Annotated in this window: 22 protein-coding genes and 3 tRNA genes; 6 read left to right on the top strand and 19 right to left on the bottom strand. The window is 49.1% G+C overall.

Going from position 1 to position 24,766, the window contains the following annotated elements; all coding sequences use genetic code 11:
- The first annotated feature begins 171 nt into the window (after window positions 1–171).
- A complete protein-coding gene (locus AB7S66_RS05000; RefSeq protein ID WP_428518361.1) occupies window positions 172–1,122 on the top strand; it encodes a DUF1848 domain-containing protein in 951 nt (316 codons plus the stop codon).
- Between the two features lie 233 nt (window positions 1,123–1,355).
- On the opposite strand, the gene AB7S66_RS04995 is transcribed toward AB7S66_RS05000, so the two are convergent.
- From AB7S66_RS04995 to ppk1, 4 genes are read right to left on the bottom strand one after another with little or no spacing between them, the layout of a single operon-like run.
- Window positions 1,356–2,426 carry a 6-phosphofructokinase gene (locus AB7S66_RS04995; RefSeq protein WP_428518360.1) on the bottom strand — a complete coding sequence of 357 codons (1,071 nt, stop codon included), beginning with the start codon at window positions 2,424–2,426 and terminating at the stop codon, window positions 1,356–1,358.
- A complete protein-coding gene (locus AB7S66_RS04990; protein ID WP_428518359.1) occupies window positions 2,423–3,208 on the bottom strand; it encodes a ParA family protein in 786 nt (261 codons plus the stop codon). Before AB7S66_RS04990 ends, AB7S66_RS04995 begins: the two co-directional genes overlap by 4 nt.
- On the bottom strand, window positions 3,205–4,191 hold the full coding sequence (locus AB7S66_RS04985) for a CHAD domain-containing protein (protein WP_428518358.1): 987 nt from the start codon (window positions 4,189–4,191) through the stop codon (window positions 3,205–3,207). Before AB7S66_RS04985 ends, AB7S66_RS04990 begins: the two co-directional genes overlap by 4 nt.
- The gene (ppk1, locus tag AB7S66_RS04980) at window positions 4,188–6,251 is read right to left on the bottom strand and encodes a polyphosphate kinase 1 (RefSeq protein WP_428518357.1); all 2,064 of its coding nucleotides are present in this window, start codon (window positions 6,249–6,251) and stop codon (window positions 4,188–4,190) included. Before ppk1 ends, AB7S66_RS04985 begins: the two co-directional genes overlap by 4 nt.
- Window positions 6,252–6,469: 218 nt before the next feature.
- Between ppk1 and AB7S66_RS04975 the strand changes: the two genes are divergently transcribed.
- Window positions 6,470–7,669 carry an aminopeptidase gene (locus AB7S66_RS04975; RefSeq protein WP_428518356.1) on the top strand — a complete coding sequence of 400 codons (1,200 nt, stop codon included), beginning with the start codon at window positions 6,470–6,472 and terminating at the stop codon, window positions 7,667–7,669.
- On the top strand, window positions 7,666–8,889 hold the full coding sequence (locus AB7S66_RS04970) for an aminopeptidase (protein ID WP_428518355.1): 1,224 nt from the start codon (window positions 7,666–7,668) through the stop codon (window positions 8,887–8,889). The genes AB7S66_RS04975 and AB7S66_RS04970 overlap by 4 nt, the downstream gene beginning before the upstream one ends.
- Here the strand turns inward: AB7S66_RS04970 and AB7S66_RS04965 are convergent.
- From AB7S66_RS04965 to AB7S66_RS04935, 7 genes are all read right to left on the bottom strand, one after another.
- Window positions 8,886–9,647: a type III pantothenate kinase gene (locus AB7S66_RS04965; RefSeq protein WP_428518354.1), complete on the bottom strand. Its 762-nt coding sequence runs from the start codon at window positions 9,645–9,647 to the stop codon at window positions 8,886–8,888. The genes AB7S66_RS04970 and AB7S66_RS04965 overlap by 4 nt on opposite strands.
- Window positions 9,648–9,656: 9 nt before the next feature.
- Window positions 9,657–11,294: an ABC-F family ATP-binding cassette domain-containing protein gene (locus AB7S66_RS04960; protein WP_428518353.1), complete on the bottom strand. Its 1,638-nt coding sequence runs from the start codon at window positions 11,292–11,294 to the stop codon at window positions 9,657–9,659.
- A gap of 71 nt (window positions 11,295–11,365) precedes the next feature.
- Window positions 11,366–11,437 (bottom strand) — tRNA-Glu (locus AB7S66_RS04955).
- Window positions 11,438–11,442: 5 nt separating this feature from the next.
- Window positions 11,443–11,513, bottom strand: a tRNA-Gln gene (locus tag AB7S66_RS04950).
- A gap of 67 nt (window positions 11,514–11,580) precedes the next feature.
- Window positions 11,581–12,114 carry an adenine phosphoribosyltransferase gene (locus AB7S66_RS04945; RefSeq protein ID WP_428518352.1) on the bottom strand — a complete coding sequence of 178 codons (534 nt, stop codon included), beginning with the start codon at window positions 12,112–12,114 and terminating at the stop codon, window positions 11,581–11,583.
- An 8-nt stretch (window positions 12,115–12,122) separates the two neighbouring features.
- Window positions 12,123–13,145: a tRNA (adenosine(37)-N6)-threonylcarbamoyltransferase complex transferase subunit TsaD gene (tsaD, locus tag AB7S66_RS04940; protein ID WP_428518351.1), complete on the bottom strand. Its 1,023-nt coding sequence runs from the start codon at window positions 13,143–13,145 to the stop codon at window positions 12,123–12,125.
- Window positions 13,142–13,405 (bottom strand): hypothetical protein, encoded by a 264-nt coding sequence (locus AB7S66_RS04935; RefSeq protein ID WP_428518350.1) that lies wholly within the window; start codon window positions 13,403–13,405, stop codon window positions 13,142–13,144. Before AB7S66_RS04935 ends, tsaD begins: the two co-directional genes overlap by 4 nt.
- Before the next feature lie 138 nt (window positions 13,406–13,543).
- On the opposite strand from AB7S66_RS04935, the gene AB7S66_RS04930 reads away from it, so the two are divergent.
- Window positions 13,544–13,615, top strand: a tRNA-Thr gene (locus AB7S66_RS04930).
- Window positions 13,616–13,725: 110 nt separating this feature from the next.
- Here the strand turns inward: AB7S66_RS04930 and ppdK are convergent.
- The 6 genes from ppdK to AB7S66_RS04900 form a co-directional block, all read right to left on the bottom strand.
- The gene (ppdK, locus tag AB7S66_RS04925) at window positions 13,726–16,437 is read right to left on the bottom strand and encodes a pyruvate, phosphate dikinase (protein WP_428518349.1); all 2,712 of its coding nucleotides are present in this window, start codon (window positions 16,435–16,437) and stop codon (window positions 13,726–13,728) included.
- Window positions 16,438–16,832: 395 nt separating this feature from the next.
- Complete coding sequence (locus AB7S66_RS04920) at window positions 16,833–17,636, bottom strand: gluconate 5-dehydrogenase (RefSeq protein WP_428518348.1); 804 nt, start codon at window positions 17,634–17,636, stop codon at window positions 16,833–16,835.
- 5 nt (window positions 17,637–17,641) lie between these two features.
- Window positions 17,642–18,484, bottom strand: a complete 843-nt coding sequence (kduI, locus tag AB7S66_RS04915; protein ID WP_428518347.1) for a 5-dehydro-4-deoxy-D-glucuronate isomerase — start codon at window positions 18,482–18,484, stop codon at window positions 17,642–17,644.
- Between the two features lie 47 nt (window positions 18,485–18,531).
- On the bottom strand, window positions 18,532–19,809 hold the full coding sequence (locus AB7S66_RS04910) for a TRAP transporter large permease (protein WP_428518346.1): 1,278 nt from the start codon (window positions 19,807–19,809) through the stop codon (window positions 18,532–18,534).
- Complete coding sequence (locus AB7S66_RS04905; protein WP_428518345.1) at window positions 19,809–20,339, bottom strand: TRAP transporter small permease; 531 nt, start codon at window positions 20,337–20,339, stop codon at window positions 19,809–19,811. Before AB7S66_RS04905 ends, AB7S66_RS04910 begins: the two co-directional genes overlap by 1 nt.
- Window positions 20,340–20,403: 64 nt before the next feature.
- On the bottom strand, window positions 20,404–21,414 hold the full coding sequence (locus tag AB7S66_RS04900; protein ID WP_428518344.1) for a TRAP transporter substrate-binding protein: 1,011 nt from the start codon (window positions 21,412–21,414) through the stop codon (window positions 20,404–20,406).
- 197 nt (window positions 21,415–21,611) lie between these two features.
- Between AB7S66_RS04900 and AB7S66_RS04895 the strand changes: the two genes are divergently transcribed.
- The gene (locus AB7S66_RS04895) at window positions 21,612–22,400 is read left to right on the top strand and encodes an IclR family transcriptional regulator (protein ID WP_428518343.1); all 789 of its coding nucleotides are present in this window, start codon (window positions 21,612–21,614) and stop codon (window positions 22,398–22,400) included.
- 177 nt (window positions 22,401–22,577) lie between these two features.
- Here AB7S66_RS04895 and AB7S66_RS04890 read toward each other — a convergent pair whose 3' ends face one another.
- Both AB7S66_RS04890 and AB7S66_RS04885 read right to left on the bottom strand, forming a co-directional pair.
- Window positions 22,578–23,462 (bottom strand): sigma-70 family RNA polymerase sigma factor, encoded by an 885-nt coding sequence (locus AB7S66_RS04890; protein WP_428518342.1) that lies wholly within the window; start codon window positions 23,460–23,462, stop codon window positions 22,578–22,580.
- 241 nt (window positions 23,463–23,703) lie between these two features.
- Entirely contained in the window at window positions 23,704–24,150 is a 447-nt protein-coding gene (locus AB7S66_RS04885) for a hypothetical protein (protein WP_428518341.1), read from the bottom strand.
- Between the two features lie 203 nt (window positions 24,151–24,353).
- On the opposite strand from AB7S66_RS04885, the gene AB7S66_RS04880 reads away from it, so the two are divergent.
- Window positions 24,354–24,626, top strand: coding sequence for a co-chaperone GroES (locus AB7S66_RS04880; protein ID WP_428518340.1), 273 nt, complete (start codon window positions 24,354–24,356; stop codon window positions 24,624–24,626).
- The last annotated feature ends 140 nt before the right edge of the window (window positions 24,627–24,766 follow it).

Below are 24,766 nucleotides of genomic sequence, written 5' to 3'. Positions count from 1 at the left end.
GCATGACCTTCGCGTGGCCGAACTCCGAACTTGAGGTGCTCAACATATCGGAGAATGAGCTTTCCATGCTGCTCGAGGGCATAGACTGCTGGCGTTCCAACCCTGTCCTGGATGCTGCAAAAAGAGTAAATTCTTGCGTTATCCCTCAAGTGAGAGTACGGTAGACGAAGTATGATACTCAGTGCAAGCAGAAGAACCGATATCCCAGCTTTCTATGCAGAATGGTTCCTGAACAGAATCAAGGAACGGTATGTCCTTTCCAGAAATCCCATCAATCCAAGACAGGTCGGTAGGATAGATTTGTCTCCTGAACTCATTGATTGCATTGTCTTCTGGACAAAGAACCCTGCCCCACTCATGGTGAGACTGCAAGAGCTGGAAGCGTATCATTACTATTTCCACTTTACGCTCAATGCCTATGAAGCTGATGTAGAACCTGGACTGGCAATCAAACACGGATCGTTGGTTGATACTTTCATGCAGCTCTCTGAGAAAACCAGCAAAGAACGTATGATTTGGAGATATGACCCAATCCTTCTCACTGACAAGTATACGGTGTCATTTCATATTCAGCATTTTGCCGCCCTTGCAGAAAAACTGAAGGATGCAACCCAGCTTTGCGTTATCAGTTTCATCGATTTTCCCAAAAGAACGTTTAATGCGATGAGATCTCTGGGATACCGAGAACCGGATTTCAATGAAATGCACACAATTGCAAGAGCGTTTTCTGCCATTGCTAGAGAGAATGGCATTACCCTCGAGACCTGTGCTGAAGCCATGGACCTATCGACCTATGGTATCAGCCATGGGAAATGCATTGATGATGCCCTGATTTCTCGAATCTCTGGAAAACCTCTTCACCTTAGGAAAGATACCAACCAAAGAGTAAATTGCGGTTGTGTGCCAAGTGTGGATATAGGCTTGTACAACACCTGCATGCATGGATGCAAATACTGCTATGCCTCTTTCAGCAACGAAGCACTTCTCCACAACCGACAAAACTATGATGCATTTTCTCCCCTGCTCTGCAGCAAGATCACCGAAAATGACGTTATACGCGAAAGAAAGGATGCACCATCCAGAACTACCCTGCAGCCAGATCTTCCTTTCGTATCGTCATAGCTGATCCAAGTTTGTATTGAAGTACCTGGATAGTGTTCGCTTATCGCTGGTTGCCTTCAGCTTGGGGATAATCGCCCATAGAAGGTATTCATATGGGAGATTAATAATACTATGCCCTTTTTTTCCTGAGAGCAACATCGATTCATAACCTGGACAACCGACTCTCAGATTACCAGGAGACAACCTTGCAGAGTCTCGTCTTTGTCCATGAGCCGTGCAGTCTCTTTTGGCCCTCAGGAACCCAGGCACACACCGATATCCTTCGCACAGGTGATCAGATAGTGGTCCTTGGGAATATATTTGACAGGACCTGCTACTTTCTCCAGGGGAACTGTCACAATCTTGTTGTCCTGGACTGCCATCATATTTCCCCACTTGTCCTTCATGATCTCCTGGGCACATCGACTGCCCAGTGAGGTTGAAAGCAATCGGTCATAGGGAGTAGGAGTGCCACCACGCTGTACATAGCCGAGAATGGTTACCCTGGCTTCCCTTCCGGTGAGACGCTCCAGGTTGGCAGCCAGCTCTGGAGTACGGGTCTTGAGCATCTCCTCGACCTTCTCCTTGCCATCCTCCTCTTCAAGTACCTTTGCCATACTCTTGGACATGGCTCCCTCGGCAACCACCACAATACTGAACTTCTTTCCTTCTCTGGTTCGTCTGAGGATTGCATCAGCAACCACCTGTTCATCATAGGGAATCTCAGGAAGCAGAATGACGTCAGCACCACCGGCAAGACCGGCTCCGAGTGCAAGCCAACCCACCTTGTGGCCCATGGTCTCCAGGATGATGATCCTATGGTGGCTGCTCGCGGTACTATGCAACCGGTCGACTGCCTCGGTTGCAATCATCATTGCTGTATCATACCCGAAGGAAACATCCGTATGCATCACATCATTGTCGATGGTCTTGGGAAGCGTCAGGACATTCAATCCTGCGCTGGCCAAGCGGTAGGAGTTCTTCTGCGTTCCCCCACCCCCAAGGCACACAAGACCACTGAGATGATTGGAATGGTAGTTCTCGACAATGACATCGGTCATGTCCATGATCTTCCCACCTACCGGCATCTTATGCGGTTTATCGCGGCTGGATCCCAGAATGGTGCCACCCCGTGTGATGATACCCGAGAGGTATGCATCATTGAGCTCAACAAACCGATTCTCCATCAGACCACGGTACCCATCAAGAAATCCGATCAAGGTATAACCACCATCATGCAATAAAGTCTTTCCCACCGCGCGGATGGCTGAATTCAATCCAGGAGTATCCCCTCCAGAGGTCAGGATCCCGATCAACTTACTCATCGATTTAACTCCTTTTTCTCAGCACGCCCACTCGGTGAACGTTCCATCAGAAACGGTGCCAGCTCCTCATACAAACCACAAAAGGCTAGGGCACCTTTCCCTTTGGGATTACTTGTCACTACCGGTTCCTGTATCTCACCCATTTTCTCTATCTCACTCGCGAAAGGAATCACTGTTTGCAGTGCCTCTTTTCTCAACAACAACTCCCGGGCAGTCACTACTTGCAGTTTCTTTCTTCTGTCGAGCATGGAGACTACCATATGCACCCGTGTATCCTTCTGCTCCAAACGTTCCAACTCACCCAGTAATTGGTCATAGGCGAGGACTGCAAAAGGAGTGGGTACGACCGGTACCAAAAGCATATCCGAGGCATACAGGACATTTTCACTGACCAAACTCATAGTCGGGGAGGCATCAATGATAATCAGATCATAGGTTGCACTCAACTCTTCCATCCGTTTTTCCAGCCGGTGATGGGAGTGCTTCTTTGCATCAAAGAGAATGGAAAGATAACGATAGGCTGTTGAGGAAGGAAGCACATCCAGGGAAGAGAAACTGGTGGCCTGGATTTGCTTCGTCAATTGCTTGCCGCCCTTCACCAACGCAGTTGCATCATGGCTTTTCCTCGGCTTTACATCCAGCAAGTAACTGCTTGACCCCAAGGGATCAAGATCGAGCAACAATGTCCGCTGTCCAGCCATCGCAGAGAGCACGGCCAGATTCACACTGATCGTGCTCTTTCCTACTCCTCCCTTGATGCTGTACACGGCCAGTGTTGTCATGTCATCTCCTCCCAGTAATCACTACTCAAATGTCGATACTCACCTACCAGGAGCTGCACTTCCTTCTCCAGGTCAACCAGGACCCGCAAGGTTTCAATTGGGGGGTTCTTCTGTTTTAGCAATAAGTCCTGCAAAAGGATCAGGTCGTGCCACTTGCCAAGAATTTTCTCAAGCTCATACAGTCTCTTATCCTGCTTGATGGATGCAATCTCACTCACAGCGAGCAGAGAGCGCACCCGTCTACGCACCTTGTGCATTGCCTGCACATCCCTCGCTGAGTGCACCTTGTGCACTGCCTTCACCAAACGCCTGTGGGCCTTCGCCACCATAACCTTCGGGTGATAACCCGATAAGGCAAATCGGTTCTCCTCCAGTAGCTGGCGAATGTCAGAAGCAAAGGAAGACGGCAGCGCTTCCTTCAAAGCTGAAAGGTGCTTTCCCAACTTCAGATGCTTCTTCTCATCCTCTAGTCCTTTTTCCTCCAACAGCTGGATAAGAACATGGTCATCACGGACTCTCCCTGCATATTTGACCAGTCTCTTCAGTAACCGTTTGATCTCCTTCCGCTTCTCCTTGGAGAGTCCAGCGCCAATGAGCGGGACCATGAGACGGAGATTGCACAGTGCAGTCCTGAATGCATGCAAGGATTTTATATCCTCCAGATCAGAAGCATGTTCAGAGAAAATGGCTACCTGCTTCTCACACCAACCGATGATGGGACTGTTGCACATATCCCTGAAAGCCGGCACTGTGAGCAAACCCTCCATTTGCTCTTGGGTACCTGGAAGAGGGAAGAGCTCAAGGCGTAATTCCTCCGGGAAATATCTCACTTCCCCTACAGGCTGTTCATCCAGAAGCAAAGTACCCTCAAGCGGGATGGAGGCCTCCTTCCAGAGAATTCGGTAGGGAGTAAATAGTTGCTCCCATGTCTCAGGAGCAGACTGGGTTTCGAATAACAGGTAGTATGGGCCGTCATTGTTCATAGGTTTTCCTCCAACTGTTGCTGATACCAGCGATACAGATCCTGTTGCGCCCGTTTCTCATTCGGTTCACCTTTCTGGAGACGTTGATTGAAATTTTCTTCATGGAGGCTGAAGGAAGAGGCCGTATCGTTCCAATGCGCCTGCAGGAACAACTCCAACTCTTCCTTGATCCTATCATCGAAGATAGGAACCATGACCTCGATACGCGTATCAAGATTTCGTTCCATCCAGTCGGCAGACCCAATGAAATAGAGCGGCTCTCCCTTATTGTGGAACTTCACCACCCTGGTATGCTCAAGATAGCGGTCTATCAGGGCCTTCCCCCGCACATTGGTTTGCTCAGGCAAAAGGGCCATTGAACAGATTCCCCTGATCATCAAGGTAATGGAGACACCACTTCTCTCCGCCTTGATCAAATGCTTGATCATTCCCTCATCAACCAGGTTGTTCAACTTGAGGGTGATCTCTGCAGGCCTTCCCTCCTTCGCTTCCTCCATCTCCTTCTTGATCAATGAGATGAAACGCTTACGGGTATGGAAGGGGGAGACAATCAGGTGCTTGAACCTGATATCGGCAAACCCACGGTCCAGGAGTGCAAAGAGCAGGTCGATCTCCTGGGTAAGATTGGGATTGGAGGTAAGCAGGATGTGGTCACTGTACTGACTTGCCGTCACCTCGTTGAAATTCCCTGTACCGATAATGGCTATCTTCTTCTGTTTCTTGCCATTGTAACGGGTTATGAGCCCAAGTTTGCTGTGTACCTTCATCCCCTCAACCCCACTGATCAGGGTGATGTGGCGTTCACGGGTGAGGGTTTCGGTCCACTGCATGTTGATCTCCTCATCAAAGCGTGCCTGGAGCTCCAGGTACAGCACGATCTCCTTCCCATTCCGTGCAGCATTTCTCAACGCATTGATTACATTGGAGTTTTCCGGTACGCGGTAAAGGGTCATCTTGATCCCCTGGACCGTCCTGTCCAAAGCAGCCTCACGCAACAGGTCAATGATGCAGTCATAGCTGTGGTACGGAAGTGTCACCAGGTGATCGCGCTCATCAATCTGGTCAAGCAGGCTCCTCTCCTCCCTCAATGTATGGTGAGGCAAGGGAGGCTGTTCCTCGAAATACAACTGTTCATTGCCTACCTTGGGAAAATGCAACAGGTCCCTTGCATTGTGATATCTGCCACCCGGTATGATGATCCGACACTGTTTCAGCTGTGCATGTTCCATGATGTATTCAAGCATCGGATCGGGCAACTCACGGTCATAGACAAACCTGACCGGGTCCCCCTGGCTGCGTTGCTTGATGGAGGATGAGAGTTTCTCATAGAGACTTCTCGTGATCTCATCAGTCAGGTCATACTCACCGTCCCGGGTGATCTTGATGGTGTAGGCATCATAGCAGTCATAACTGAATGCCTTGAAGATGTCTGCCAACTTGAATCTGATTACATCCTCGAGCGCAATGAAGTGATGCCAACCGCCCCGGGAAGGAAGCTTCACATACCGCGGGATCAGATCACTGGGAACCTCGATCAGTGCGTAGCGGAAATCCTTCGGGTCACCCTTGTGGTACATATGGACCGCTAGGTAGAGGGTTACATGCTTGAGATACGGAAATGGCAGTTTTGGATCAAGGAGAATCGGGAACAGGCGGTTGCGGAGTGTCTGGCGGAAAAAGTCTTGCAGGTAGCGTTCCTGTTCATCGGTTAGTGATGATTCATCCACGATGGATATGTGATGAGTCCTCAGAGTCCTGAAGAGTTGCTCAACCACCCGATCCATCCGGTCATTGAGCCGCTTTACTTCCTTGAGAATCTGTTTGATCAAGGTCTTGGGATTCCCGCTCTCCTTGAGCTTGTAGTGCTCGGGGTCGAGGAGAGCACGGTGAATTGATCCAACCCGTACTGCGTAGAACTCATCCAGGTTCGATGAGAATATTCCAATGAACTTCATGCGTTCCATCAGGGGAATATTCGGATTCTCGGCACTCATCAACACCCGTTCATTGAAACTCAGCCATCTCAGTTCGCGATTCACATATTCTTTTTTTGAACCCATCGCTTTGCTCCATGTAGTTTCACTTCCCTACAAAGCCAGTATACGGGCCTCATTGAATCCCTGTCCACGTTGAATCATGAGAAATATGTTAAATATACGATAATTATATCAATTTTGTTCTACCTATTACGTTTTCAGGAGTCGGAGAACCTTCTGCTCCCCGAGGGTATGTTCCCCTGCAGTTTTTTGGTATATTGGAAGGCGTGAACGGAGGATTCATGGAAACATTGCTTACACAATATGCACGTCTTGTCATCGAGGTGCAATTGAAACTACGCGAGGGTGACAGCCTCTCCATCAACAGCGAGGCAAGTACGCTCACTTTTGCCAGGCTGCTTGCCCAGAAGGCCGCAATTGCCACCAGGCAGACGGTCACCATCGTACATACCAACCATGGGAAGGTGGTGGATGCCATACCCATCGAACCAATAGAGAAGGATATCTTCCGCCCCCCGGTACAGGGAGCTGTCATGTGCCACATTGTCGACCTGGACGAGCACCCATACCTTACGCCAACCGACCTCAAGACAGCTGCGGACGAGGTTACCACCTTGGGCAAATATGGATTGCTCGCCGATCCCCTCTTCCTTGACCGGAGGATCGCCGTTCCCTGGGCGAATATTCCCTATCCCGGTCCTCGCTGGGCGTTGCACTTGCTTGGGACCCAGGCAAGTGAAGAGGATATGTGGAAACTTTTCACCACACTCTATCGCATTGAGGATGAGCACGGCTTCCGTTTCTGGGAAGAACAGGGAAACCTCCTAGCATACAGGAAACAGAAACTGAATGAACGCGGACGGTGTAGAATCCGCCTGATTGGGGACCTTTGGGAGTTAGGGGCTACCATGGCCAAGGAGACCATTTGGGCAGGAGGAAGACAAACCCTGCCCAGCCAACGCTCGTTTTTCTCTTCCCTCCCGATGCAAGCAATTCATGTTGCTTTGGATGGGAAAAGTGCCAATGGAACCTTCACCTCCTCAAGGCCCTTCTATGTCCTTGGACAGGAAGTAAAGGGGGCACGGTTTACCGTGGAAGAGGGATTGGTCAGCGAGTATGCAGCACAGAGTGGAGAAGAAGCACTCACTGCACTCTTCTCTGTTGATGTGAATGCGAATAGAGTCAGTGAAATCTCACTTGCCGACCATGACACCGTTGAAAGCCACTACCTGGGGAAATCGATCCATCCACACTTTGCACGGGAAATGACCAGCACGATTGTGCTGGGAGGATTCTCCCTGGACAATCTGACCACTCAACAGAATGAAGGGGATATAGAAGACAGTGCCCTTTGCTCCTCCCTGGTGAGAGTGGCGATACCTATCGGGGACAGCCATCTCTCGGTAACGCTGCACAGCGAGGATGGGAGTGAGTCATCTGTAATGGAAGAAGGAATATTCACAGAGGAGGGACTGGTATGAACAAACAGGAAATTGAGAGATATGCGGACCTGATCATCCAAGCGGGAATCAACCTACAGAGCGGTAAAGCGGTTGTCATCACCACAGGACCGGGCACTTATTATTTTGCCCGTGAACTGAGCAAGTCAGCTTATCGCCATGGGGCAAGCTATGTACAGGTCCTGCTTGATGACCTGGATGTCCTCTCAGAGAGGTTGAAGCATCAGGATGAAGATGCATTGAAATTCAACCCGCATTTCCTCAAGACACTCGACTACGAGTTTGTCAGTGAGGGATGGTCCCATATCAGGATCGACAGCACCGAGGAACGGCTCGACCATGCGCCACTTGACGGAGCGAAGAACCAGATACTGGGGAAGGCCAAAAGACAGTTCAGTGAAGCGAAAACCAAGAAGCTGATGCGTCACCAGCTCCCCTGGTGTGTCTGTGTAGCCCCCGGACCCCTCTGGGCAAAGCAGGTACTGGGAGAGGATGCAACCACTGATGACCTCATGAAGGTCCTGACCCCTATCCTGCTCCTTGACACAGATGACCCTATCAAGGCCTGGAATGAGAAAGCCTCCCTGCTGAGGAAACGCCAGGAATACCTAAACGGGCTTGGGATCGACACACTGCACTACCAGAGCAGCAAGAGTGACCTGAGGATCGGCTTCACAGAACGAGCACGCTTCACAGGAGGAAGTGAGACACTTCCCGATGGAAGGGAGTTCTTTGCCAACCTACCCACTGAGGAAATATTCACCACTCCTGACAACCTCAGGGCTGAGGGATACATCACCACGACCAAACCTGTCGAGGTGCTGAACACCACCACCGAGGAGGTCCGCTTTGTGTTCAAGGAGGGAAAGGTGGTTGAGTACCAGGCCAGGAAAGGCCAGGATGCACTGGATAGGTTCTTTGCCATAGATGAAGGGACCCGTAGGCTCGGGGAGGTTGCCTTGGTGGATGAGACCAGCCCGATCGCAAAAAGCAATCTTGTCTTCAACTCAATCCTGCTTGATGAGAATGCCTCCTGCCATCTTGCGCTCGGTGAAGGCTATCCCACTGCACTGAAGGACGGGGCAAACCTGGATACCAAGGAACAACTGCAACAAGCACATTGCAATACCAGCCTGATGCACATAGACTTCATGGTCGGCTCCCCGGACATGAAAATAACCGCCCATACTCGTGATGGACGGCAAGTGGTGATCATGGAAAACGGGGTGTTTACCTTCTAGTTGAGTTCCTGGATGAGTTTCAGACCGTCGAGGGTATGCATGGAAGCAATCTGGTTGATCCGGTCAATGAGCGGGGCGATGGTCCTGCTCAGGCCACCGGTAGCTATGACGAAGACTTCCTTGCCTATCTCCTGCTCCACCCGCTCGATCATGGTTGTCACCATTCCCGCGTAGCCATACATGATACCGCTCCTGATCGAGTCCTGGCTGTTCCGGCCCAAGACAGAGGGAGGAATCTTCAGTTCCACCTGGGGAAGTTGCGCGGTATTCCCGAAGAGGGCGTTCACCGCAGTAACCAGACCAGGGGCAATGGAAACCCCAAGGACGGAACCATCACAGTCAACCGTAGCAAGGGTGAGTGCGGTACCAAAGTCAACCACAACCACCGCATGATCAGGACATGCAAAATGTGCCTGGGCAAGGTTTGCCAACAAGTCACTTCCCAGTTCAGCCGGGATGGTCTCTTTTCTCAGACCACTATTCACTGTATGGTCAACCATCAGGGGTTGCACATCGAACAGCCTGATGATGTTTTTCTGCATTGACCTGGTCAGGTTGGGTACAACCGAGCTGATCACAGCCCGGTTTATATCATGCTTGAATAGCTGGGAATGGCTCATCAGGCTCTCCAAGACAACAAAATACTCATCGCTGGTCTTTCGTTGGTCGCTGTAAATCCTGAAGGAGTGTATCCATTCCTGTCCGTCATGGACAGCAATCACGATATTTGTATTTCCAATATCTACAGCCAGCAGCATGAGACCTCCCTATAAGGCCATGGCATGATGGGAACCACTGTACATCTCATCACGCAATGCCTTGATCGATTCGTCACTGAAATAGTCCTCGAATCCAATCAGCCTGTCAATGACACCGGACGGTGTGAACTCTATGATGCGGTTTGCAATCGATTCAACAAACTGATGGTCATGGCTGTTGAAGAGCAGGACACCACTGAATTCAATCAACCCATCATTGAGGGCGGTGATGGCCTCCAAATCCAGATGGCTCGTCGGTTCGTCCAGGATCATGCAATTGGCCTGCTCCAGCATCATACGTGCAAGTACGACACGGACCTTCTCCCCGCCACTGAGAACCGTACAGTCCTTCAGTGCCTCGTCCCCGCTGAAGAGCATCCTGCCAAGGAACGAGCGAATGTAGGTATCGTCCTTATCATTGCTGTAGTTCCTGAGCCAGTCGGTAATGGAGACGTGCTCGTTGAAGAGGTGTGCGTTGTTCTTTGGGAAGTAGGAGAGGCTGGTGGTCACCCCCCATTCATAACTCCCTTCATCCGGTTCCATGTTCCCACTGAGAATCTCGAAGAGGATCGTCTTTGCATAGTGATTCGGCCCTACGAAGGCAACCTTGTCATCTGCGTTGAGTACCATGGAGAAGTTGTCCAGAATCTTCTCGCCTTCAATGGTCTTGCTCAGGCCCTTGACCTCGAGGATCTTCTTTCCCACCTCTCGTTCAGGCTTGAATGCCACATAAGGGAATCTTCTGCTGGACGGCTTGATATCGTCAATGGTGAGCTTATCAATCAGTTTCTTGCGGCTCGTTGCCTGTTTTGCCTTTGCCACGTTGCTGCTGAACCGTTGGATGAACTCCTTCAACTCTGAAATCTTCTCTTCCCTGCGCTTTTTCTGGTCCTTCATCTGCTTGGCAGCAAGCTGGCTTGAGAGATACCAGAAATCGTAGTTACCGACATACAGCTGGATCTTGCCGAAGTCAATGTCTGCAATATGGGTGCATACAGTGTTCAGGAAGTGACGGTCGTGGCTTACCACAATGACAGTGTTGTCAAAGTTGGAGAGAAACTCTTCAAGCCAGTGGATGGATTCAAGGTCAAGATGGTTGGTGGGCTCATCAAGCAAGAGAATGTCCGGGTTGCCGAACAGTGCCTGTGCAAGCAGGACACGAACCTTGATGTTGTCCTCGACCTCATTCATCATCTTCTGCTGCATCTCGGTGTTGATGCCAAGCCCGTCAAGCATCTGTGCTGCCTGGGCTTCGGCTTCCCATCCACCAAGGTCAGCAAAGTCACCTTCGAGCTCAGCAGCCCTCAGTCCATCTTCCTCGGTGAAATCTTCCTTCGCGTAGATGGCATCGCGTTCCTTCATGATCGAGTACAACTGCTCATACCCCATGATGACGGTTTCAAGCACGGAATACTCATTGAAGGCGAAGTGATCCTGCCTGAGAACGGCCATACGCTGACCGGGGGAGATGATGACCTCCCCACTATCAGCCTCAATTTCCCCACTGAGAATTTTCAAGAAGGTGGACTTGCCTGCCCCGTTCGCTCCAATCACCCCATAACAGTTACCTGGGGTGAACTTTATATTGACTTCCTTGAAGAGTACTTGAGTCCCATAGGCGAGACCGATGTTTGCAACTGTAATCATGATTGTGGTTCCTTTTGATAGTATCCGAAAAAAAAGAGCAACCTGCAAGGCTGCCCCTTCCATATAAACTATAGTTCCTAGGGGAATCGAACCCCTATTTAGAGACTGAGAATCTCCTGTCCTAACCATTAGACGAAGGAACCGGTGCCTGGGATGGAGGGATTCGAACCCCCAAAGGCAGAACCAGAATCTGCAGTGTTACCATTACACTACATCCCAATGTCAAAATCCTGTCGTAGGATACGGAAATGTGTTTGCTTTGTCAAGTACATGCAGGAATTTCTTCCTACTCTCCGTGATACTCCTGCAAAACGTCCACAGGATGCCCTTCCAGGACTTTTTCATAGTTCAGGAACGGCAACCCAATCACTCCCAAGAACCCTTCAACATGAGCCCCATGTTCCTTGAATATGGTAGCGGCAGCCAGCAGAGTACCCCCGGTTGCAATAAGGTCATCAACGAACAGAACATGGGAACCCTGTTCAATATCCACTTCCTGGACACATACCATGTCAGAGCCATATTCGAGATCAAAGCGTTTTTTTATGGTCTTGTTCGGCAATTTTCCCGGCTTCCTGACAAGAATCAAGGGAAGGGAGAGTCGGTCGGCCAAGGGGGCTGCAAAGACGAATCCACGAGCTTCAACGGCTGCAATGGCGTCAATCCTCCGTCCCTTACATAGTTCCTCCAGGCGATCGATACAGTAACGGAAAGCCTCCGGCACTGCAAGAATCCCAGTAATGTCATAATACAGAACTCCCTGCTTCGGAAAATCGGGAACCTTTCTGATTACACTGTCCAGATCATAGTTAGTGTCCATAGAACCTCTCACTTGGCGTATTGTTTCTTAAATGCCGTAACCCGGGCACTTGGTGCCTCGAAAAAATCACTTCTTATTCCATCCTGGAGATACCGATATGCAAGGGCCGCTATCATGGCACCATTGTCGGTACACAGCTTCAGTGAGGGAAAGGAAACCTCATAGCCACCTTCCTGCAGGGAGAGCAGTTCACTTCTCAGGTAGCTGTTTGCAGCAACCCCGCCCCCAGCACTCAATCGCCTAAGCCCTGTTTCCTTCAATGCCTGACGTACCCGTTTCATCAGCATGTTCACAGCAGCCCGCTGGAAGGATGCTGCAATATTCTCAGGGCTCTTCTCACTCTCTCCATCCCAGAAGCTGTCCAGTTGGTTGATTACGGCTGTCTTCAGACCACTGTAGGAGATATCATACGGATGGTCCATGACATTGAGCTTTGGGCCGGGGAACAGAAATGCAACAGGATTGCCTGTCCTTGCCAAACGGTCGATGGCAATGCCTCCAGGATACCCAAACCCGTAATGCTTGGCGACCTTGTCGAAGGCTTCCCCGATTGCATCGTCTATTGTAGTCCCCAGGACCTCAATGGCATCGTAGTCATCAACGCGGCAGATCACCGTATGCCCCCCTGAAACCAGTACCCCAAGATATGGATAGTCCAAGGGATGTTCAATCTGGGATGCATAGAGGTGCGCCCTGATATGATCAATGGTGATAAAGGGAAGGTCCAAGGAAGCAGCGAAGCCTTTGGCAAAGCTTACCCCGACAAGGAGGGACCCCAAGAGTCCAGGACGGCTGGTAACAGCTACTGCATCAATGTCATTGACGGTGAGATGGGCCTTATCAAGGGCCGATAGAACAACCTGGCCAATCCATTCAGTGTGGAGCCGGCTGGCCAGTTCAGGGACAACGCCCTCATAGGGTTTATGGAGTTCAATCTGGGTTGCAATGATATTACTGAGAATGGTATGACCATCCTCCACGAGGGAAGCACTGCACTCATCACATGATGTCTCGATGCCAAGGACGATCATAGATCCTCCAAGTCATAATCATCATCAAGCAATGCATAGTCCTCCGCTGTGAAGTTGATTACTTTCTCACTGACCAACGGCGCAATATCCTTGAGTTCAAAACCGTACTCCAAGGCATTAGGAAACATGTCCAACAAAAATTGGGCGACATCCGGTTGCCACCCTATCCCAACTTTGGTACGTACTGCTTGTTTTTCAGTATTCAGCAAGACAACCACCTCCTGGGCGACAGCATGTCTGAACCGTCTCTCTCTATTCACCGTATCCCTCTATACCCGCAAGCCTACTCGACATTGGAGGGGAAGGTCAAGGTAAAGGTGAGTAGGTATTTTATATACAATCCGTCTTTACCTTCTTCCCTGTTTCGGGTAGAATGCTCCTGTTTTCATACGTTTATTGCCAAAATAGCTCAGCGGTAGAGCAGCTCACTCGTAATGAGCAGGTCAAGGGTTCAATTCCCTTTTTTGGCTCAAGAAGCGGTTCCGAAGGGAACCGCTTTTTCTTGTCTGAAACACGTACCCTATCCTTGAAAGAAATATCCCGGGCTTTGAGCCCGGGATATTTCTTCCAAACAAGAGATTTATGCCTTCTTCTTTGCCTCAATCACAGCCTGTGCTGCAGCAAGACGGGCAATGGGAACACGGAACGGAGAACATGAGACATAATCAAGGCCAATCTTGTTACAGAAGGCAATGGTCTTTGGGTCTCCCCCATGCTCACCACAGATACCCAACTTGATAGCAGGGTTTACAGAACGACCAAGCTTGACGGCCATCTCCACGAGCTTGCCCACGCCATCCACATCGAGGGTGGCAAACGGGTCATACTCATAGAACTGCTTGTCAGCATCATTTACATATGCACCAAGGAAAGAAGCCGCATCATCACGACTGAATCCACAGGTAAGCTGGGTCAGGTCATTGGTACCGAAGCTGAAGAACTCTGCTTCCTTGGCGATCTCGTCTGCGGTGATGGCAGCGCGAGGAACCTCAATCATGGTACCGATCTTGTAGTGCACCTTGAAAGACTGTTCATCGAAGATCTGCTCGATTACCTCGAGAGCATGTTTCTTGGTGAACACAAACTCCTTGTAGTTGCCTACCAACGGGATCATGATCTCTGGCAGTACTTCCACACCCTTGCGCTTCACGTTGATTGCTGCCTCGATGATCGCCCTTACCTGCATTCTCAGAATCTCAGGATAGATGATTGCAAGACGACAACCACGGAAGCCAAGCATCGGGTTGAACTCATGCAAGGCAGAAGACTTCTGTGCTACTTCCTCTACCGTGATACCCATCTGCAAGGCAAGTTCATGCCTACTGGTATGGTCATTGGGAAGGAACTCATGCAACGGGGGATCAAGCAGGCGGATGGTAGCAGGTCGGCCATCAAGTGCAAGGAAGATCTCCTCAAAGTCACTCCTCTGCATGGGAAGCAATTCAGCGAGCGCTTTCTCCCTTTCCACAATATTGTTGGCAAGGATCATCTTTCTGATCGACATGATCCTGTCACCACCAAAGAACATGTGTTCCGTTCGGCAGAGGCCGATGCCTTCAGCACCGAAAGCGACAGCCATCTGTGCATCATGCGGTGTATCGGCGTTGGTGTAGACACCCAATTCCTTCAATTCCTGGACGAATCCCATGAAGGTCTTGTAATCCTTGTACAGGATTGACTCACTCTCTTTCATGGCACCATTGAGCACCTGGACGATCTCGGAAGCGCGGACAGGAATCTTTGCTCCATACACTTCACCGGTAAACCCATCGATGGAGATGAAATCTCCCTCACTGAGCTTGGTACCGTTTACTTCCAGGAAACGCTTGGGTTCATTGATCTTAATCTCCCCAGCGCCACTGACACAAGGGCAACCCATGCCACGGGCTACTACGGCTGCATGGCTTGTCATGCCACCACGAGAAGTGACCACTCCCTTTGCAACCGCCATACCACCGATATCTTCCGGGCTGGTCTCGGTTCTCACGAGGATGACGTCCTTCCCTTCTGCAGCCATCTCTTCTGCTTTCTCCGCAGTGAAGTAAATCTGGCCGCACGCACCACCGGGGCTTGCATTCAGGCCACGAGTGACAACTTCCAGGGAGTTGTCCCTGATGTACTTGCCATCGAGAATCGGGGCAAACAACTTGCCGAACTCACCAGAGGGGACACGACTTACTGCTGTATCCTTGTCGATCAAGCCTTCCTCCACCATCTCAACCTGGGTCCGCAACCAGCTGAATATGGTCCGCTTACCATTTCTGGTCTGCAACATGTACAGCTTGCCTTCCTGGATGGTGAACTCAAGGTCCTGCATATCCTTGTAGTGTCTTTCCAGGATACCTCTGATTTCAACCAACTGGTCATAAACCTTCTCATTGACTTTTTTGAGTGTCGAGATAGACTGCGGGGTACGAATACCTGCGACAACATCCTCTCCCTGTGCATTCATCAAATACTCGCCATAGAACTGGTTCTCACCAGTTGAGGGGTCACGGGTAAAGGCTACACCAGTACCACTGGTCTCACCCATGTTGCCGAATACCATGCTCTGGATGTTTACAGCAGTACCCAAGAGACCACGAATGTCGTTCATCTGGCGATACTTTTTTGCACGCTCATTGTTCCAGGACTTGAATACTGCATTGATGGCCTTGAACAACTGGTCAAGGGGGTCTGTCGGGAAATCCTCCCCTGTGAAGCGCTTGTACAATCTCTGGTAACGGGCAATAACTTCCTGCAGATCCTTGCTGTCAAGGTCGGTATCGAGTTCAATACCACGAGCGTCCTTCACATCCTGCAATGCACGTTCAAATTCATGATGCGGAACACCCATGACGACGTCTCCAAACATCTGCATGAAACGGCGATAACTGTCCCAGGCGAATCTCGCGTTGTTTGTTTTCTTGATCAACCCCTGGACGGAATCGGGGGTAAGGCCCAGGTTGAGGATGGTATCCATCATTCCGGGCATGGACTGGGCAGCACCACTTCTTACAGAGACAAGCAAGGGATCATTATTGTCACCCAGCTTTGCACCCATCGTCTTCTCGAGTCTGGCAAGATGTTCCAGCACTTCTTCCCTCAACCCTTCAGGATAGGTACCATTATTGGCACTATAAAAGGCGCAAGCCTCAGTGCTGATTGTAAAGCCCGGTGGGACAGGAAGCCCAATGCTGGTCATCTCGGCAAGGTTTGCACCCTTTCCTCCGAGTAAATCCTTCATCTGGGCAGTTCCTTCTGCCTTACCGGAGCCAAAAAAATAGACATACTTTGTGTTCTTTGTTGCCATACAAGACTCCTCTTCATTTTCACTATTACTAGACGTGCAAATCCTACCTGCTTAGCTCCTGACTGTCAATGAATCCAGAGCGTATAAGAAGCAGTTTGGGTACTTCCAACTTCTTATTAGATAAATATTTGTTAATATTCTTTTTGGAACATTATTCCAATTTGGCCTTAGCATTCGGTGTTGAGCAAAACCAAAGACAAATCGAATTTTGTTTCTTCCTATCAGCTTTCTATAATTTTATACGTTTTCACGCAATTCATGATTAATATTTGACTGAATACATCATTTTTGCAACAAACATCAGCAATCATTGAATGGCATCCCAGCCTTAGCCCAAAAAAAAATCACCCACATCCCCCGAAGGGAATATGGGCAAAGCAAAAAGAATGAACTAATTAGGGCTGTTTGCCAATATAGGCAAGAATACCACCATCGACATACAGGACATGCCCATTCACAAAGTCACTTGCACTGGAGGCAAGGAACAAGGCAGGACCGGTGAGATCCTCAGTTGTCCCCCAACGCTCTGCAGGTGTCTTTGCTACAATGAACGAGTCGAATGGGTGACGGCTGCCGTCGGCCTGCCTTTCCCTGAGAGGAGCTGTCTGCGGGGTTGCAATGTAGCCAGGTCCGATCCCGTTGCACTGGATGTTGTACTTGCCGTACTCGCTGCAGATATTTCGCGTCAACATCTTCAGTCCTCCCTTTGCAGCAGCATACGCTGCAACCGTCTCTCTGCCCAGCTCACTCATCATGGAGCAGATATTTATGATCTTACCGCTCTTTCTCTCCATCATCCCGGGCAGGACAGCCTTGCTCACGATGAAGGGGGCAGTCAGGTCGATGTCGATTACCTTGCGCCATTCCTCTGCACTCATCTCGTGCATCGGGACACGGCGGATTATCCCTGCATTGTTCACCAGTATATCAACCGGTCCAAGGTCCTTGATTATCTTCTCCGTTGTCTCAGCTACCGCTTTCTCATCGGTGACATCACACACGTAGCCCTTGGCTTCGATGCCTGCTTCCTTGTAGGAAGCAAGGCCCTTGTCCACCAGCTCCTGGTTGATATCGTTGAACGCAATCTTTGCACCAGCAGATGCATAAGCACTTGCAATGGCAAACCCGATGCCGTAACTTGCCCCAGTCACCCAGGCCACCTTCCCCTCAAGGGAGAACTGCTTTTCAATATATCCCATATAATTTACCTCAAATCCTTCGTTGCCACATGGTCCATGTCAGTGTAGGTTCTGTTCTCACCACACATTGACCAGATGAACGTATAGTTTTTCGTACCGACTCCGCTGTGGATCGACCAAGACGGATTGATAACAGCCTGTTCGTTGTGCACTATGATGTGCCTTGTCTCACTCGGTTCCCCGAAGAAGTGGAACAGTGTCTGCTCTGCATCTATGTCAAAATAGAAGTACACTTCCATTCTTCGCTCATGCGTATGCACAGGCATCGTGTTCCATACACTGCCCTCTTTCAATTGAGTCAGCCCCATGGAAAGCTGGCAGGTATCCAACACATCGGGGTGAATATACTGGTTGATCACCCGTTCATTGCTCTCTGCCTTGGTGCCAGCAGGTACATGCTTTGCTTCTGCAAAAACGATATGCTTTGCTTCAAAGGCATGGTGCGCAGGAGTACTGCTCATATAGAACTTCGCAGGCTTTTCCCCATCATTGCTTCCAAGGGTAACCTTTTTTGTTCCCATCGGCAGGTACAATCCATCAAGGCTCACCAAATCATAGCGTTTGCCATCTGCGACCACGTATCCGTCGCCACCGATGTTGATCAGACCAATCTCGCGGCGCTGCAGGAAATACTCGACACCAAAATCCTTCATAGGATCGATGTTCTTCTCCAGGTCCAGCTCCCCTTTCACAGGCATTGCACCCATCGTGACAATCCTGTCGATGTGTGAGTAAACGCCACTCACCTCATCGGAAAGAAATATTCCGTCCACCAGGAACTCATCCCTGAGCTCCTGTGTCGTCATATGCTTGAATGCCTCTTTACCAGTCGAATACCTTGTATCCATATCGTAACTCCTTACAATTAATTTTTTCTTAATATCTATACCACCATCTATATGATGGATGGCAACCACAAACTCAAAGCGGGAACAAATGTTATCCCCACCAATACTATCACATTGCAGATGATAAATGGGGCAGCGGACCTGAATACGCTCACAATGTCCATTCTACATATTTTGCTCGCCACATTCAAACACATCCCAACTGGAGGGGTCACCAATCCAATTGCCAAACCAACAATGATGATAGCCCCAAACTGCAATTCATTCATCCCAAACTGCTGCATAACAGGCAACAGTATCGGACTGATGAGAAGAATACAGGGAGTAACATCAAGGAAAGTACCAAGCAGAAGGATGATGATATCCAGGAACAGGAACACCATCCAGGCTGGGATATTTGAATCCATCAGGAAGGCGCCGATGGCTGCAGGAACCTGTTCAACAGCAAGAATCCAGGTGAAGATCATGGTAAAGCCCCCGATGATCATGATCGAGGATGACATCATGAAGGTCTTCTTCAATGCATTCTTCACTTCAGACCACTTCAGTTCCTTGTAGACAAAGAATCCAAGGATGGTTGCATAGAGCACAGCAAGACCAGCTGATTCACTAGCCGTGGCAATACCAAAAGAGACGCTGAGGATGATCAAGAGAGGCATAACAAGGGCAAGTGAGCCATCTTTGGTCACCTTCAATGCATGCTTCCATTCTATCTTCTCCTTTTCAGGATGGTAGCCCCTGCGCCTGGAGATCAAGTAGGTCATGATCAACTGCGTTGCACCAACCAAAATGCCTGGGATGAGCCCCGCGAGGAACAGCTTTCCAACCGATGCACCACTAACCATGGCGTACATAAGCATGGGTACCGAAGGGGGTATGATCATGCCAATGGTCGAGGAAGCTACCGTGATACCAGCTGCAAATCCCTTGGGATATCCTTTTTTCACCATATCAGGGATCAGGATGGAACCAAGGGCTGAGGTATCGGCTACAGAGGAACCAGAGATACCACCGAATATCATCGATGCGACAACATTCACTTCCCCCAGTCCCCCACGAACCGGACGCACCAGAAGCATGGAGAAATCAATCAGTCTCTTGGTCAGCCCACTGTGGTTCATCAACTCTCCCGTGAGCATGAACAGCGGCATGGCAACAATGATGAAACTTTCAGTTCCCGACCATACCCGTTGGGGAAAAGTCAAGAGAAACGTCGGGTTGCTCATGAGCATATAGATGATCCCGGAAGCTCCAATGGCATATGCAATCGGCACACCAATGACGAGGAGAACAATCAAGGCAAAAAACATCAATGAAAGTTCCATTATTCGCCTCCTCCGGCATTTGTCAGGCCCAATTCATAATCATCCTTGTACCCTTTCACTGGTTCAGGGATGTCGATAAACTCTTTTAGGATATTCACCACAGCATAGAAGATGGTAAAGAGAAACGAAATGGGGATCATCGCGTAGTAGTACCCACGAGGTATCCCTGTTGCGGGAGAAGGGACCTTCCCCACCTTCATGATCATCCGGTAACTGTAATAGATCATTACCAGGGAGACCACGATAATCACTACCTGCCCAATGACAGCAAAAACCTTACGGGGCTTTGCAGGCATTGCCGAGACAAAATTGGAGACTGCAATATGCTCAGATTCCCTGAGACCGAGGGCAGCCCCGAAAAACGTAGTGGCCACAAAGACCATCGTCAACAACTCCTCAGACTGGACGAAGGCAATGGAAAACACATAGCGGAGTATCACCGAGATGATTACTCCTGTTGCAAGAATTGCGGTTAGGGCAATACCTACCACAGAAAGGAACCGATCGATTCCCAGAATGAGTTTTTTCATACAAAACCACACTTATCCTTTAGACAGAAATCACCCGTCCCCCGAAGAAGACGGGCCCGTAACATCATGTTTCGTTGACAATCCTGCGCATCTCATCCAGTTCAGCCTGGGTAAAAACGCCTTTATTCACGAAATAGGAATACACCGGCTGACAAGCATCGATGAACTGTTGGATCTCTGCATCAGTAGGTGAATAGACAATCACACCACCATCAACAATCATGTCATAGTAATACTCATTGAGCTCACGGCGAAGCCTGTTCTGCTCATCGGTATAGATCCATGCACCTGCCTGAAGGACTTCCTGCAGATCACTGGGGAGGGAGTTCCACACATCGAGGTTTACATCAATCGGCTCAGGATGGAATTGATAATCGATCATGGTCATGTACTTCTGTACCTCATAGAACTTCATGTCGCCGATATTTGCCAAGGGGTTTTCCTGGCCGTCTGCAACACCGGTCTTGAGAGCCATATAGGTATCGCCATAGGGAATGGAAACAGGATTTGCTCCCAAAGCTTCCATACTCTTGATGATGGATTCAATCGGTGGGGTCCTGATCTTCAAGCCCTTCATGTCAGCAGGGGTCCTGATAGGACGAACGTTATTGGTAATCTGGCGGGAACCACCGTCACCGACTGCCAACATCTTGATCCCATACTCTTCTGCCGTTGCCATGATTTCAGCACCGAAATCACTGCGGGAGACCTTCATCAGGTCTGCCTGTGTGGGGAAAAAGAACGGCATCAGGAAAATCTCAAGTTTCGGGGTCTGCGAAGCAAAGACACCACCAACGAACATCTCCTGGGTACCAAGTTTCATCGCCTCAATCATGTCAGATTCATTTCCAAGGGTACCTGCTGGATAAATCTCTATTTGCAAACGACCATCAGACTCTTTCTCTACATACTCCTCCATTACCAGCAGGGCCTTATGCCTTGTCGATTCCGTTGTAGAAGCGTGTCCCAATTTCAGCGTGAACGTCTTTTCCCCTGCTGCCTCTTGTTGTCCTTGTGTAAAGGCTGCAGAGGTCACGAGCAACATGCAAAGCACCAAACATACAATTTTTTTCATGCTTTCCTCCTAAAATTGTATTCCATATTGTGGAACTACTTTTCATATTTACGAATCTATATATGAATATATCCATATATTTCTTAGCATTTCCAGTTTTGTCCCACATTGTGAAATCTTATTCCATTATAAGACACCTGCCTCTCTTGTCAAGGGAAAATAAATGGAATATATTGCAAGAACAAGGAGGATGAGAGGTGCCATCAGAACTGAAAGTACAATCACTTGATCGAGCCTTTGATATCTTGGAGTTGTTGGGAAACGAGCAAAACGGCTGCAACTTGATACAAATCTCTGAGATGCTCAAGCTCCCCAAAAGCACGGCACACCGTCTCATCGGCGTGCTCATCCAACGCGAATATGTGAGAAAATCAGAAGATACCGGTCGATATCGTCTCGGCCCAGGGTTCATTTCTCTTTGCAGCAACTATCTCAACAACCTTGAACTGAAGACTGAGAGCTCCCCTGCCATGGATGAACTTTCCGTGTCTACAGGCAATGTGGTCTTTCTTGCCATTCGACAGGAGGACAAGATGGTCTATGTGGATAGCAAGGAACAAATCAACAGCCTTCGTAAGTACGCTATCGTGGGACAGAGGAAACCCCTCTACTGCACATCGCTCGGGAAATCCCTGCTGATGGGTTTGAGTGACGAAGAAATTCGCACACTCCTTGCCAATGAAACCTTTCCTCGCCAAGGACCAAACACCCATACCAATATAGAGAGCCTGCTCCAGGACATTCGAGAATGCAGAAGAAGGGGCTGGTCACTTGATGACCAGGAAGCGGAGCCGGCCATCAACTGCGTGGCTGCCCCTATCCACGACTACCGTGGACAGGTCATTGCTGCAGTATCTACTTCCTGGGTACTGGCACTGCACCCAGAGATGAGACCCGAGACAATGGCACCATTGGTCATGCGTTGTGCGGCTACCATCAGCTTCAATATGGGGTATACCGGCAAATCCAGTCGGCCGGAGCTCTAGAGATGTGATGATGAGACAAGAGGAAAGCAGAGATGGAGTAGATCGACCTCCCGTTTTTTGTTGTCGAACTCACGTATCCAATACCTGGCCTATTGGTTGATTGGGCTAAAGAGAGAAAAAACCGGACAGCCTGTGCCCGGTTTTTCCAATATATATAGATACACCCTTTTGGTGCTGTTATGCGATATAACTCTCAACCATCTTTGAACGGGAGGGGTTACGCAATCTCTCGATTGCTTTCTTCTCGATCTGGCGGATTCTCTCCTTGGTCAGGTTGTACAGTTCCCCGATCTCCTTGAGAGACATGGGATTCTTTCCTTCAAGGCCAAAACGCAACTCAATAATTTCCCGCTCCTTGTCACTCAGAGTGGAAAGCAGTGTACGAACGTCCTCTTCCAAGGAGTGTCCAATCAAACTGTCTTCTGGACTCATCTGTGATTCATCCTCTATGAAATCACCAATATTACTTGCACTGCCATCATTGAAGATGGGAGCATCGAGGCTCACTATATCCCTGCTGATGGCAAGCAAGTTACCCACATGCTCAGGATCGAAACCGGTAAGCGCCCCAATCTCCTCGGCACTCACGTCCTCTGAGTTATTGTCCTTCATCAGTGCCTTCTGGGCCTTCTGGATCTGCAACAACTCATTGGTCCTGTTGAGCGGAAGGCGAACTGCCCTACTCTTTTCATTGATTGCCTTCATGATTGCCTGACGGATCCACCATACAGCATAGCTGATGAAATGATACCCTCTCTCAACATCAAATTTCTCAAGTGCAGTCATCAGGCCAATGTTTCCCTCATTGATCAGATCAACCAATGGCAATCCCTGGTTCTGGTATTTCTTTGCCACATTGACGACAAAGCGGAGATTTGATTCAATCATTTTTTTTCGTGCAAACGCCTCGCCCTTCTGCGCCCGCTTTGCAAGTTCTAATTCCTCTTCAGGAGTAAGCAAGGGAATCTTGTTGATTTCCTTGAGGTACATGCTCAAAATGTTTGCGTCATCATACGCGTAAGATTTTTCAACTGCATTCAACATCGTTTGGTTTCTTTTCATTATGTACCTTCCTGTTTGGTTGTTGGAAAGATTAATGCAACTAGCGTGCCAACTTATAATAATAATTTTTTATTGTCTTTATTATATACACTTACATATCCTTTTACAGATGTTATAAATGAAAAATGGTTACATTGCGTAGAGATTTCCAGAAAAAAGTGTCATTTTGACTCATAAAAAAAATATCCCAGGATTTCCGGGACATTCTGACTCGAACCAAGAATAATATGGCTATCCATCGTTACCCAACTGACCATTTTGGCTCAGATTCACTCACCAACCAAGGGAAATCAAGCTCGAGTGAAGCAAACCACGAGGCAAGGCATTCGCCTTTGAAAGGGATCTCACTTTCGCTGAGTTCCTTCTTGATTTGCTCGTATTCCATCTTCAGGAAATCATGGATCATGTCACCCTCACTGAGGGAACAGGATATTCTCTTTTTCCCAAAAAGATAGATGGCAAACTGACGCCTGAAAAAATCAAGCCAGTCCTTGTCTGGATTATGCATCTCATTTCCCCTGATCAGGAACACATCAATGAAACAATTGAGACTCCTATCCATATCCTGTGAACGGGCGAATAGACAGGCCAGACGATAGAAATGCCTCCAAACCTGTTGGGTTCCCCAATCTGCAGGATTGTCTTTGAGGACCAAAGGATAGTTACTATCTTTTTGCCTGTTCTCCATACATGATTCCTTCCTTTTTGCTTCGCACAGAATATAGTAATACTTCCTACGAGCGGCAAGCCTCTTTTGCACAGTGAGAAAGATCTGCGCACTAAAGAAGAATCAGCTTGCCGCTTCTTCTTCTTTTGGCTATATTATCTCCAGCGAGGGTACATCCCTCTCTATTACACTTTCATATTCATTTTTGGTTGGAGGAAGATACAATGACCATTAAGCCTTTGGCAGACAGAGTATTGGTAAAGATGGAAGAGCTGCAGGAGAAGACCGCAAGCGGTCTCTACATTCCCCAGACAGCACAGGAAAAGACCCAGATTGGAGTGGTCGTGGCAGTCGGCGAAGGGACCGAGGACGTAAAGATGAACGTCAAGGAAGGGGATCGCATCATGCATGACAAGTATGCCGGAACTTCTGTAAAAGCCGATGGCACCGAATACCTGATTCTCAGCATGAAGGATATTCTTGCAATCATCGAGTAGTTGATAGCATCAAATCAGAAAAGCTGTTTCCAGGTATCTGCCAGGAAGCAGCTTTTTATGTATCATCCTCCGTAGAGGAAATTCTCTACCTTGTCTGATAATCCTGAAGTCTCGCTCTCGGGGTGATAACTCTCAGGCAA

This window comes from Sphaerochaeta sp. (assembly GCF_050178175.1).
In the GTDB taxonomy this organism is placed as follows: Bacteria; Spirochaetota; Spirochaetia; order Sphaerochaetales; family Sphaerochaetaceae; genus Sphaerochaeta.
Note: the sequence above shows the minus strand (reverse complement) of the source record. Positions and strands in the feature narration are given on the sequence as shown.